Origin of the sequence: Phenylobacterium sp. (genome assembly GCF_044372605.1) — a bacterium.
Taxonomy (GTDB): Bacteria; Pseudomonadota; Alphaproteobacteria; order Caulobacterales; family Caulobacteraceae; genus Phenylobacterium.
Map to the genome: position 1 here is coordinate 1 of NZ_JBILRO010000004.1, position 11,512 is coordinate 11,512.

The window sequence follows — 11,512 nt, forward strand, 5'->3', positions numbered from 1 at the left end:
CCCCGCCGCCGCCCCGGCTCCGGTCGTCGCTGCGGCCCCGACCCAGGCTCCCGCGCCGCTGGCGTCTGCGCCGCCGCCGCGTGCGCCGGCCGCGCCCGCTCTTCCGGGCCAGACACGGTCCTATCAGCCGTCGCATGAGCGTCGTGACGACCGTCCGACCACCACCACCTATCGACCGCCCACGACCGGGCGCTTCGAGGGTGCCTCGTTCAATCAACGGGCCCCGCGCACGGACGATCGTCCGCCGCGCGATGATCGCGGCCCGCCGCAGCGCAATGATCGCCCGCAAGGCGATCGCGGTCCCCGTCAGGACGCCGCCGCGAGCGGCAACACCGTGCGCTATTCGGCGCTGGCTCCACGTCCGGCGCCCGGCGCAGGCCCGCGCGGCCCTGGCGGTCCCCGTGGGCCTGCCGGCCCAAGAACCGGTCCTGCCGCGCCTCCCGCGACGCCGGAAGTCCAGCGCGCTGCACGCCAGGCCCCTCGCCCCGGCGGCGCGGCTCTGGACCGTCGCCCCGAGGAAGATGATCGGAACCGCAGGGATGCGGGTCCCGGCAAGGCCATGAGCCGCGCCAAGGGCGCGCCTACGCGCCGCGAAGGCCGCCTGACCATCCAGACCGTAGCTGGCGACGCTGAGGGCGCCGAGCGGATGCGCTCGCTGGCGTCTGTGCGCCGCGCCCGCGAACGCGAGCGTGAAAAGCGCAAGGGCGGCACGGTCGAGCAGGCCCGCGTGGCCCGCGAGGTCATCATCCCCGACGTGATCACGGTGGGCGATCTGGCCAACCGGATGGCCACACGCGGCGTCGAGATCATCAAGTTCCTGATGCGTCAGGGCGTGATGCTCAAGATCAACGATGTCATCGACAACGACACGGCGGAACTGGTGGCTACGGAGTTCGGCCATACGGTGCGGCGCGTGTCGGAAGCCGACGTGGAAGAAGGCTTCATCGGCGCCGAGGATGTGGACGACTATCTGGTGGTTCGTCCGCCGGTCGTCACCGTCATGGGCCACGTCGACCACGGCAAGACCTCGCTGCTTGACGCCCTGCGGTCAGCTGACGTGGTCTCCGGAGAGCACGGCGGGATCACCCAGCACATCGGCGCCTATCAGGTGCGGCTGGATGGCGGCCAGGCGGTCACCTTCCTCGATACCCCCGGCCACGCCGCCTTCTCCGCCATGCGGATGCGCGGTGCGAATGTGACCGATATCGTGGTGCTGGTGGTGGCGGCCGACGACGGTGTCATGCCGCAGACCATCGAGGCCATCAATCACGCCAAGGCCGCAGGCGCGCCGATCATCGTGGCGATCAACAAGATCGACAAACCCGGCGCTGATCCGACGCGTGTGATCAACGAGCTGCTCCAGCACGAGATCGTGGTGGAAAGCCTGGGCGGCGACACCCAGGCGATCCAGGTCTCCGCCAAGGAGAAGATGGGGCTGGACGACCTGATCGAGGCCATCTTGCTGCAGGCCGAGGTTCTGGACCTCAAGGCCAATCCCGATCGTACTGCCGACGGCATGGTGATCGAAGCCAAGCTTGATCGCGGACGCGGCGCGGTGTCCACCGTGCTGGTCAAACGCGGCACCCTGAAGCGCGGCGATATCGTCGTGGCCGGCGATACGTTTGGTCGGGTTCGCGCCCTGCTGAACGAGCGCGGCGAACAGCTTTCGGAAGCTGGCCCCTCAGTGCCGGTGGAGATCCTGGGCATGGACGGCACGCCGTCGCCAGGCGAGCCCTTCGCCGTCGTGGAGAATGAGGCGCGAGCCCGCGAACTCACCGACTACCGCACACGCCTCAAGCGCGAGAAGGCCGGATCCCCGATTCAGGGCGCAAGTCTGGCTGAAATGATGGCCAAGCTGGCGGACAAGAAGGTCTCGGAACTTCCCGTGATCATCAAGGCTGACGTGCAGGGCTCTGCGGAAGCCATCGTCGGTTCGCTGGACAAGCTGGCGCACGAGGAGGTCCGCGCGCGGATCATCCTGTCGGGTGCGGGCGCCATCAGCGAAAGCGACGTGATGCTGGCCAAGGGCGCAGGCTCTCCGATCCTGGGCTTCAATGTTCGCGCCTCGAAACAGGCGCAGGTGTTGGCCGAACGCGAAGGCGTCGAGATTCGCTACTACTCGATCATCTATGACCTGATTGACGACATGAAGGGCGTGCTCTCGGGCATGCTTGCGCCGATCCAGCGCGAAACCTTCCTGGGTAACGCAGAGGTGCTCCAGGCGTTCGATATCTCGAAAATCGGTCGCGTAGCCGGGTGTCGGGTTTCCGAAGGCGTGGTCCGCAAGGGCGCGCGCGTCCGGATCATTCGAGCCGACATTGTTGTGCTGGAACTGGGCACCCTGCAAACGCTCAAGCGCTTCAAGGATGAGGTCAACGAGGTGCCCTCGGGCCAGGAATGCGGCATGGCGTTCCAGGGCTTCCAGGACATCAAGGCCGGCGACACCATCGAGTGCTTCACCCTTGAGGAAGTGCGCCGCACGCTCTGATCTGCTGTTTTGTGAAAATCGCCAGGGGCGCGGGACCGCAAGGTCCCGCGCCCTTTGCATGTCTGCAATCATCATTCGCCCAGCAAAGACCCACCGGCGCCCAAGAGGGCGGCGCCGAGGCGTGAGGTTGCCGGATCGTGCCGCCATCCATTGCCGAAGCGGGCCGGTGTGTAGAAACCGGAGCACACCAAGGGGGGATGATGATGCTGGAAGACATGGGGCCGGGATCAAGGTCGCCGCTGACCCGCCGGCGGTTCTTTGAACAACTCGCAGCCGTCGGCGGCGTCTCTCTGGCGATGGCGGGTATGGACGCCCTCGGGTTCGGCTTTGCATCGGCCGCGACTGCGCCGCCCAGCCTCTCGGGTGGAGCAAAGAACACCAAAGTCATCATTCTGGGCGCAGGCCTGGCTGGCCTGACGGCGGCCTATGAGCTGGGCAAGGCCGGCTACCAGGTGCAGGTGCTGGAAGCGCGAGCTGTGGCCGGCGGGCGTGTCCAGGCAGCCCGGCGCGGCTTTGTCGACACCGACCTGATGGGCAACCGCCAAGAGTGCGACTTCGATGAGGGCCAGTACATCAACGTTGGCCCATGGCGGATCCCCTATCACCACCAGTCGACGCTGCATTACGTCCGGAAGTTCGGCGTCCAGCTGGAACTGTTCAACAACGACAATGACGCGGCCTACGTCTATTTCGAGAAAGGCAATGGACCGCTCGCCGGCAAGCCGATCCGCAAGGGCCAGATCGCCGCCGACGCGCGGGGTTACACCGCCGAGCTGATGGCCAAGGTGGCGTCCAAGGGCGACCTCGACGCCCTGCTGTCGCCTACCGACCGGCAGACCTTCATCGACTATCTGGTGAACGAAGGGCGCCTTCAGCGGGCTGACCTGTCGTATAAGGGCACTGACGGTCGCGGATTTGAGATCTTGCCCGGCGCGGGGGTGAGCCCGGGGCCTGGCAAGGAAACCGAGCCGTTCGCCTTCGCCGATGTGATGAGCTCCAGAGCCTGGAGAGTGCTGAACTCTGTTGCGGGCTGGGAGCAGCAGCGCACCATGCTGGAGCCAGTGGGCGGCATGGACATGATCCCCAGGGGCTTCCTCAACAACATCCCTGACGGCGTGATCCAGTACAATGCGCTGGTTGACCGCATCCAGCAGACCGCCAGGGGCGTGAAGGTCTCCTACACCGACGGCGCGGGCAAGAAGGCCGAGGTGTCCGGCGACTACATCATCTGCACCATCCCGCTGTCGGTGCTGAAGAACATCAAGATTGATGTGTCCAAGCCGTTCCTGGAGGCCATGAGCAGCGTCGCCTATGCGCCGGTGAACAAGATCGGCCTGCAGATGAAGACCCGCTTCTGGGAGGAGAAGCACTGGATCTATGGCGGCCATGTCTACAACGATATTCCCGGCATCGGCACCATCTCACTGCCGTCGACCGGCTGGCACAGTCAGAAGGGCGTCCTGCTGGGCTACTATTCCTTCGGCGGTGAAGCCGCGAAGATCAGCGCTCTGCCGCCGGAGGAGCGGGCGAAATTCGCCGTCGCCCAGGGCCAGAAGATTTTTCCGGAGTATGCGGAGAACTTCGAGAAGGCGTTCTCCAAGTCATGGCACCTGGATCCTCACAGTCTGGGCGGCTGGGCTGAATGGAGCGACGCGAGCCGCAAAGGTGCCTATCCGGTGCTGTGTGAACCCGATGGTCGCATCTATTTGTCCGGCGAACACCTGTCGTATCTGACGGGGTGGCAGGCCGGCGCCATCGAGAGCGCCTGGCAGCAGATGGCGAAACTGCATCAGAGGGTCCAGCAGGCGTGAGGTGGAGTGTGCGTAAAACGGTTCTGACGGCGGCGGTCTTGTTCGCGCTGGCGCCCCAGGCGATGGCGGCCGAGACGGGCCAGAGCCTCTACAATGACAACTGCGCGGCCTGTCATCAGCGCACCGGGGTTGGCATAAAGGGCGCTTTCCCGGCGCTGACAGGCGGCAAGCTGGTGGCGGGTCCGCTGCCTGTGCTGGTGGCCACCGTTCTGAACGGACGCGGTGGGATGCCGGCCTTCAAGAGCGACCTGACTGACGCCCAGATGGCGATGGTGCTCACCTATATCCGTGTGTCCTGGGGCAACAAGGCCACAGCGGTCACGACGGCGCAGGTCAGCCAGGCGCGCGTCAAGGCCCAGGCTGTGGCGAAACCCAAGGCCCTGCTGGCGCATTAGAAGCGCCGTGATCCCGCCGCCATCTGCCGATAGGGTCGGGACTGTGCACCCTTGAGGATGTCTCGCCATGCGCCTGCTGTTGATCGCCGTCGCCGCCCTGACACTGTCGGCCTGCGCCACCGTCCCCAAGCTGGATGCGGCGGGGGATGTGCACGCTCTGCTGATCGCCATCCGCGACAACGACCGACCGACCTTTGACGCCCTCGTTGATCGCCGGGCGTTGAAGCAGGAGATACAGTTGCGTCTGGTGGCCGAAGCGGGTCGTGCCGATTCTCGCGCCGCCGCCCTGGCCGCTCTGCTGGGCCCCGGTATCGCCAGCCTGGCGGGGGACGCCCTGATCAGGCCCGAAGTGTTCCGTGCGGTCGCCAGTTACTATGGCTATCGATCCGACGCCCGGATCCCGGGGCCGCTCGCCATCTCCACAACGCTGCGTCGTTTGCCCGACGGACGGGTCTGTGCGGTCAGGGAGAAGGCCGGACCCTGCCTCATGACCTTCACCTGGGCCCAGGACGGACGCTGGCGACTTTCCGGCTTTGACGGCGAACTTTCCATGCTGCGTCTGTAGCCGCGATCAGACTAAGCTGGGGTGGATAACCGGGGAATAGCCATGGGCTACGAGGCGGCGCTGGCCGACTACACGACATTCGACTTCACGCACGAGGGGCGGACCTTTCCTGTGTACCGGCGCGGATCGGGACCCGCGGTCATCGTCATGCACGAGATGCCGGGCTTGCATCCTCTCGTGGTACAGTTCGCCGACCGGGTGGCTGCGGCGGGCATGACGGTGTTCTGTCCCAGCCTGTTCGGAGTTCCTGGCAAGCCCGCAGGTAAGGCTTACGCCCTGACCACCGCACTGGGCGTGCTCTGCATCCGGCGTGAGTTCCATGTCTGGCGAGGCGACCGATCAAGCCCGGTGGTCGACTGGCTGAAGGCGCTGTCCCGCCAGGCCCTGGCAGAATGCGGCGGCAAGGGCGTGGGCGCGGTGGGCATGTGTTTCACCGGTGGGTTTGCGCTGGCGATGATGACCGATCCCAGCGTCGTGGCGCCGGTGTTGTCGCAGCCCTCGCTGCCGATCGCAGGCAAGCGTCCGAAGCCATCCGGCCAGATCGGCCTTTCCCCGGCAGAGATCGCCTGCGTGAAGGGCCGGCTCGCCGATGAGGACCTTTCGGTCATCGGTCTGAGGTTCAAAAGCGACACCCTGGTTCCGGATGCCCGGTTCGACACCTATCGGCGCGAGTTCGGCGACCGCTTCGAGGCCATAGAACTGGAAGACGCCGACGCCAAGCCGGCCTTCATCCCACCCCACTCGGTGCTGACCCTGCATCTGAAGGAGGAGGGGCCGACCAAGGCGGCCGAACAGCGGGTGATCCAGTTTTTCAGGGAACGGACGGGGGCGTGACTCCCGGCCCTTGATGCCCTAGAAGCCCGCGCTTTCCTGCGCGCGGCGTCCGATCCGTCCGCCAGGCGACCGAGGACGAAGATGGCCCCCCGCAAACCTGACAAACCCCGCACGCCCGCCGGGCCGTCGCAGCGCCAATTGCGCGCTGGAGAGCTGGTGCGTCACGCCCTGGTGGACATCTTTCGCGAAGTCACGATCAACGACACGGTACTGGCCGGGGTTTCGGTGACCGTGGCCGAGGTGCGGATGGGACCGGACCTCAGGCATGCCACCGTGTTCGCCGAGCCTCTGGGCGGTGAAAACCACGAGGCGGTGATCAAAGCTCTCAATCGGCACAAGAGCTTCATCCGAGGCCATCTGGGCCGGGCTATCGAGTTGCGCTTCACGCCTGAACTGCACTTCCGGCACGACGATACCTTCCTTGAGGCCGAGCGCATCGCCAGACTGTTCGACGACCCCAGGGTGCGCCAGGACCTGACGCCGGACGAGCCTTCGGATAGCTGGAAGGACGCCGACTGATGGGGCGTCGCCGCAAGGGCCAGGCGGTCTCGGGCTGGGTGAACCTCGACAAGGCCTATGATCTGGGATCGACCAACGCCGTGAGCCGGGTCCGCTGGCTTTACGACGCGCAGAAGGCGGGACACGCTGGTACGCTTGACCCCCTGGCCACCGGGGTCCTGCCGATCGCATTGGGAGAAGCCACCAAGACGGTTCCGTTTCTGATGGACGCGGATAAGACCTATCGATTCACGATCGCCTGGGGCCGCACAACCGCCACCCTGGACCGCGAGGGTGCTGTTATCGCCGAGTCCGGGGTCCGGCCCTCGGTGGCCGACGTCGAGGCCGCGCTGCCGCAGTTTGTGGGTGAGATCGATCAGGTGCCGCCGATCTACTCGGCCATCAAGATCGACGGCGAGCGCGCCTATGACCTGGCCCGCGCGGGAGAGGTCGTGGAAATGGAGTCGCGCAAGGTGACGGTGCACGCCGCCCGCATCGCGACGGTTCAGAGCGAGCCGGGAGACGCCAACCATATCACCCTGGAAATCGAGTGCGGCAAGGGTACCTACGTCCGCGCGATCGTCCGCGATCTGGCGCTGGCCCTGGGCGCCTGCGGTCATGTCAGCGACCTGCGTCGCACCCGCGTAGGGCAGTTCACCGAAGAAAACGCAGTGACACTGGAATTCCTTGAGAATTTGGAGTATGAGGCCCGCCACTCGGAGGCATTGCTTCCGGTTTCGACCGCGCTGGACGACATCCCGGCGCTGGCCGTTACCGATGAAGACGCCTTCCGATTGAAGCAGGGACGATCCATCGTTCTCGTTCCCCGACAGGTGGAAGCGGTCAAGGCCAGGCTCAAACCCGGCTCACGCACCGTTTCGGCGACCTCGGGGGGAATGATGGTGGCGCTCTGCGAGATGCGTGCGGGACGGCTCGAACCCTCGCGTGTCTTCAACCTTTGAAGAGCGGAGAAACCCGATGTCGATCACGGCAGAACGTAAAGCCGAAGTCATCAAGTCCCATGCCCGCGGCGAAGCGGACACGGGCAGCGCTGAAGTCCAGGTGGCGATCATGTCCGAAAGGATTGCGAACCTCACCGAGCACTTCAAGACGCACAAGAAGGACAACCACTCGCGCCGCGGCCTCCTCAAGATGGTCTCGGCTCGCCGGTCGCTCCTGGACCACCTGAAGAAGTCCAGTCCGGACCGCTATCAGAAGCTGATCGAGACCCTCGGCCTGCGCCGTTAAGGTCTGATCTGCGAACCGCTCCCTGGCTGTTTGGTCAGGCGGGCGGGTTGCCTTTGTTTTCGCCGCTCCCCGCGACAGGCCGGTGGATTGATGCAGCGCCGGGCTCCGTACGGGCCCATTCATACGCCGAGGGAAGTCCCTCACTCCGCCTGTTCACTGGAGAGGATTCGGAAAGTCCGATCGCTGTCCGCGCCCGCCGGGAATACGCCCGGGGGCTGAGAAAGAAGCAAAATGTTCGAAATCAGACGCAAGACCATCGAGTGGGGCGGCAAGACCCTCACCCTCGAAACCGGCCGCATGGCCCGTCAGGCTGACGGCGCCGTTCTGGCCACCTACGGTGAGACCATGGTTCTGGCCACCGCCGTTTACGCCAAGAGCGCGAAGCCCGGTCAGGACTTCTTCCCGCTTACCGTCAACTATCAGGAAAAGTTCTACGCTGCCGGCAAGATCCCCGGCAGCTTCCCCCGCCGCGAAGGCGCGCCCAGCCAGAAAGAAACCCTGACCAGCCGCTTGATCGACCGTCCGATCCGCCCGCTGTTCGTCAAGGGTTTCAAGAATGAAGTCCAGGTCGTCACCACGGTGCTGGCCCACGACCTCGAGAATGACCCCGACATCGTCGCCCTGGTGGCCGCCTCTGCCGCTCTGGTGATCTCTGGCGCCCCGTTCATGGGCCCGATCGGCGGCGCCCGCGTGGGCTTCGTCAACGGCGAGTACATCCTGAATCCGACGCTGGACGAGATGAAGGAAAGCCGGATGGACCTGGTGGTCGCCGGCACCGACGACGCTGTCATGATGGTCGAGTCCGAGATCCAGGAAATGACCGAAGACGAAGTGCTGAAGGGGGTGATGTTCGCCCACGCCGGCATGCAGCCCGTCATCCAGGCGATCATCGAGCTGGCCGAGCACGCCGCCAAGGAACCTTTCGACTTCACCCCGGACGACACCGACGCCATCAAGGCTGACGTCAAGAAGCTGATCGGCAAGGATCTGGCCTCGGCCTACAAGATCGTCGCCAAGGGCCAGCGTCAGGACGCGGTCGGCAAGGCCAAGGCCAAGGCGAGCGAAAAGTTCGGCAAGTCCGACGCCAATCCGAACGGCATCGGCGCTGACAAGCTGGGCGGCGTCTTCAAGGAACTGGAAGCCGACGTCGTGCGTCGCAACATCCTGGACACCGGCATCCGCATCGACGGCCGCAAGGTCGATCAGGTGCGTCAGATCGTCGGCGAAGTCGGCGTCCTGCCCCGGGCCCACGGCTCGGCGCTGTTCACCCGCGGTGAAACCCAGGCCCTGGTGGTCGCCACCCTGGGCACCGGCGACGACGAGCAGATGATCGACGCGCTGGAAGGCAAGTATTACGAAAAGTTCATGCTGCACTACAACTTCCCCCCCTTCTCGGTCGGGGAAACGGGCCGCATGGGCGCGCCGGGCCGCCGCGAAGTCGGCCACGGCAAGCTGGCCTGGCGGGCGATCCGTCCGATGCTGCCGGCCTACGAGGACTTCCCCTACACGATCCGTCTGGTCTCCGAGATCTTCGAGTCGAACGGCTCGTCCTCGATGGCCTCGGTCTGCGGCTCCTCGCTGGCCCTGATGGATGCGGGCGTGCCCCTGAAGAAGCAGGTCTCCGGCAGTGCCATGGGCCTGATCCTGGAAAGCGACGGCTTCGCGGTCCTGTCCGATATCCTGGGTGACGAAGATCACCTCGGCGACATGGACTTCAAGGTCGCCGGCACCGCCGACGGCATCACGTCGCTACAGATGGACATCAAGATCGCCGGCATCACCGAAGAGATCATGAAGCAGGCCCTGGCTCAGGCCAAAGGCGGGCGTGATCACATCCTCGGCGAGATGAACAAGGCGATGGAAGCTCCCCGCCAGGAGCTGGGCGAATACGCACCCAAGATCGAGACCATCAAGATTCCGGTGGAAAAGATCCGCGAAGTGATCGGCACGGGCGGCAAGGTGATCCGCGAGATTACCGCTGAAACCGGCGCCAAGATCGACATCGGCGAAGACGGCACCATCAAGATCGCGGCCGCTGACCAGGCCAAGATCGATGCGGCCAAGACCTGGATCAAGTCGATCACCCAGGAAGCTGAGGTCGGCGCGATCTACACGGGCAAGGTCGTGAAGGTTGTCGACTTCGGCGCCTTCGTGAACTTCTTCGGCGCCAAGGACGGCCTGGTTCACGTGAGCCAGATCGCCAACGAGCGTGTGAACAAGGTCTCGGACGTTCTCACCGAAGGCCAGTCGGTCAAGGTGAAGCTGCTGGGCTTCGACGACCGCGGCAAGACCCGCCTCTCCATGAAGGTCGTCGACCAGGAGACCGGCGAGGATCTGTCGTCCAAGCAGACCGAAGGCGCCGACGCCTAGACAGCGTTTCGCCTGACCTGGACTGAACAGGGCGGCTGCAGCGATGCAGCCGCCCTCTACATTTGTGCGGACCGGTTGCATTTTGAGCGGTCTGCACCCCTGACAAGGGAAGAGTGTTTTCCGCTGTGCTGCAAGCGGTTAGGATCAGGTAACGAGGAGTGTTTCAAAATGAATTTCAAAGCAGCTGTCGTTTCGCTGGTCGCCGTCGCCGCTCTCGCCGTTGCGGCGCCCGCCAGCGCGGCAAATCTTTTGATCAACGGCGATTTCGAGGATTCGGGCACTGCGGTCCTGCAGGGCTGGGGCGGCTATACCTATGGGGCTGCCTATAGCCTGCCGCTCCCCGGCTGGACGGTTGACTCGGGCAGTGTCGACATTGTCAGGAACGTGACCCAGTGGAGCCCATCGTATGATGGCAAGCAGGCGCTCGACATCAACGGCTTTGGTCCAGGGTCGATCTCGCAATCCTTCGCGACGACCGTGGGCAACTCCTACTCCGTCTTCTACGCCTATTCGCGCAACGCCGCCAACGCCCAGAACCCGGCGCTCGCCACCATCACTGCCCCCGGGCAGGTGATCCAGGTGTCGGCCCTTAATGGCAGCTTCGGCTCGCCGAACAATCTCTTGTGGCAGACCTCAACGTTCACGTTCCAGGCAACCAGCGCGCTGAGCAAGCTGACCCTCTCGTCGACCGACAATGGCTCCGGCGGCGTGTTCTTCGATGGCCTGTCTGTGACAGCGGTCCCGGAGCCCGCGACCTGGGCGCTGATGATCGGTGGCTTCGGCATGGCCGGCGCGCTCCTGCGCCGTCAGCGGCGCAGTGCCCTCGCCGCCTGATTTTTCGCGCTCGGCTCCGATTGAAAAACGCCCGGCGGCCACCGCCGGGCGTTTGGCTATCTCGCCTTGCGAGCCGCGTACTTGGCGTCGCGTTTGGCCTTGGCCTCTTCTTTGCTGAGTTGCTTGCGCTCCTTACGCGCCCCGCGCTTGCCCGCCAGCTCAGCCGCCTCGGCAGCGGCGGCGTCGGCCTCTGCCGCCGCGGCGCGGTCCAGCACGACTTGACGCGCCAACGCTTTATCAACCTCGCGGGCGGCGCGTACCGCCTGGAGGTCGGCCGCCTTCATGGCCTCACGCTCGGCGAAAAGAGGATCGACAATGGTGGGCTTTGGCTTGAGCTTCGCCAGCAGGGCGGCCTTCGCCTCCGCCGCGGCGGCAAGCCGGTCGGTTAGGGCAGAGCCCTTGAGATCGCGCATGTCAGGCTTTTCGGATGGGTCCGCCGTTGCGCGGGAACCCCTACCTTAAAGCATTT

11 protein-coding genes are annotated in these 11,512 nt (G+C 65.1%); 10 read left to right on the top strand and 1 reads right to left on the bottom strand.

All coding sequences use genetic code 11. The features are described 5' to 3' along the window. From infB to ACIQ42_RS00795, 10 genes are all read left to right on the top strand, one after another. Positions 1–2,488 (top strand): translation initiation factor IF-2 (gene infB, locus ACIQ42_RS00750; RefSeq protein WP_397420318.1); only part of this gene is annotated, 2,488 nt, incomplete at its 5' end. A gap of 203 nt (positions 2,489–2,691) precedes the next feature. Continuing rightward, on the top strand, positions 2,692–4,299 hold the full coding sequence (locus tag ACIQ42_RS00755; RefSeq protein ID WP_397420357.1) for an NAD(P)/FAD-dependent oxidoreductase: 1,608 nt from the start codon (positions 2,692–2,694) through the stop codon (positions 4,297–4,299). A gap of 8 nt (positions 4,300–4,307) precedes the next feature. Further along, positions 4,308–4,694 (top strand): c-type cytochrome, encoded by a 387-nt coding sequence (locus ACIQ42_RS00760; RefSeq protein ID WP_397420319.1) that lies wholly within the window; start codon positions 4,308–4,310, stop codon positions 4,692–4,694. 67 nt (positions 4,695–4,761) lie between these two features. After that, positions 4,762–5,259, top strand: a complete 498-nt coding sequence (locus ACIQ42_RS00765) for a DUF2939 domain-containing protein (RefSeq protein ID WP_397420320.1) — start codon at positions 4,762–4,764, stop codon at positions 5,257–5,259. A 42-nt stretch (positions 5,260–5,301) separates the two neighbouring features. After that, the gene (locus tag ACIQ42_RS00770; RefSeq protein WP_397420321.1) at positions 5,302–6,093 is read left to right on the top strand and encodes a dienelactone hydrolase family protein; all 792 of its coding nucleotides are present in this window, start codon (positions 5,302–5,304) and stop codon (positions 6,091–6,093) included. 81 nt (positions 6,094–6,174) lie between these two features. Continuing rightward, positions 6,175–6,612, top strand: a complete 438-nt coding sequence (gene rbfA, locus ACIQ42_RS00775) for a 30S ribosome-binding factor RbfA (protein ID WP_397402478.1) — start codon at positions 6,175–6,177, stop codon at positions 6,610–6,612. After that, positions 6,612–7,553 (top strand): tRNA pseudouridine(55) synthase TruB, encoded by a 942-nt coding sequence (truB, locus tag ACIQ42_RS00780; RefSeq protein WP_397420323.1) that lies wholly within the window; start codon positions 6,612–6,614, stop codon positions 7,551–7,553. The genes rbfA and truB overlap by 1 nt, the downstream gene beginning before the upstream one ends. A gap of 16 nt (positions 7,554–7,569) precedes the next feature. Continuing rightward, a complete protein-coding gene (gene rpsO / locus ACIQ42_RS00785; RefSeq protein ID WP_397402474.1) occupies positions 7,570–7,839 on the top strand; it encodes a 30S ribosomal protein S15 in 270 nt (89 codons plus the stop codon). A 231-nt stretch (positions 7,840–8,070) separates the two neighbouring features. Beyond that, on the top strand, positions 8,071–10,209 hold the full coding sequence (pnp, locus tag ACIQ42_RS00790) for a polyribonucleotide nucleotidyltransferase (protein ID WP_397420324.1): 2,139 nt from the start codon (positions 8,071–8,073) through the stop codon (positions 10,207–10,209). 168 nt (positions 10,210–10,377) lie between these two features. Beyond that, positions 10,378–11,043: a PEPxxWA-CTERM sorting domain-containing protein gene (locus ACIQ42_RS00795; protein ID WP_397420325.1), complete on the top strand. Its 666-nt coding sequence runs from the start codon at positions 10,378–10,380 to the stop codon at positions 11,041–11,043. A gap of 56 nt (positions 11,044–11,099) precedes the next feature. Here the strand turns inward: ACIQ42_RS00795 and ACIQ42_RS00800 are convergent, their stop codons facing one another. Continuing rightward, positions 11,100–11,456: a DUF6481 family protein gene (locus ACIQ42_RS00800; protein ID WP_397420326.1), complete on the bottom strand. Its 357-nt coding sequence runs from the start codon at positions 11,454–11,456 to the stop codon at positions 11,100–11,102. Between the last annotated feature and the right edge of the window lie 56 nt (positions 11,457–11,512).

What these genes read in the sequence shown, in the direction of transcription:
- ACIQ42_RS00755 (WP_397420357.1), top strand. Translation starts at nt 2,692, where the DNA reads ATGCTGGAAGACATGGGGCCGGGATCAAGGTCGCCGCTGACCCGCCGG.
- ACIQ42_RS00765 (WP_397420320.1), top strand. Translation starts at nt 4,762, where the DNA reads ATGCGCCTGCTGTTGATCGCCGTCGCCGCCCTGACACTGTCGGCCTGC.
- ACIQ42_RS00770 (WP_397420321.1), top strand. Translation starts at nt 5,302, where the DNA reads ATGGGCTACGAGGCGGCGCTGGCCGACTACACGACATTCGACTTCACG.
- rbfA (WP_397402478.1), top strand. Translation starts at nt 6,175, where the DNA reads ATGGCCCCCCGCAAACCTGACAAACCCCGCACGCCCGCCGGGCCGTCG.
- truB (WP_397420323.1), top strand. Translation starts at nt 6,612, where the DNA reads ATGGGGCGTCGCCGCAAGGGCCAGGCGGTCTCGGGCTGGGTGAACCTC.
- rpsO (WP_397402474.1), top strand. Translation starts at nt 7,570, where the DNA reads ATGTCGATCACGGCAGAACGTAAAGCCGAAGTCATCAAGTCCCATGCC.
- pnp (WP_397420324.1), top strand. Translation starts at nt 8,071, where the DNA reads ATGTTCGAAATCAGACGCAAGACCATCGAGTGGGGCGGCAAGACCCTC.
- ACIQ42_RS00795 (WP_397420325.1), top strand. Translation starts at nt 10,378, where the DNA reads ATGAATTTCAAAGCAGCTGTCGTTTCGCTGGTCGCCGTCGCCGCTCTC.
- ACIQ42_RS00800 (WP_397420326.1), bottom strand. Translation starts at nt 11,456, where the DNA reads ATGCGCGATCTCAAGGGCTCTGCCCTAACCGACCGGCTTGCCGCCGCG.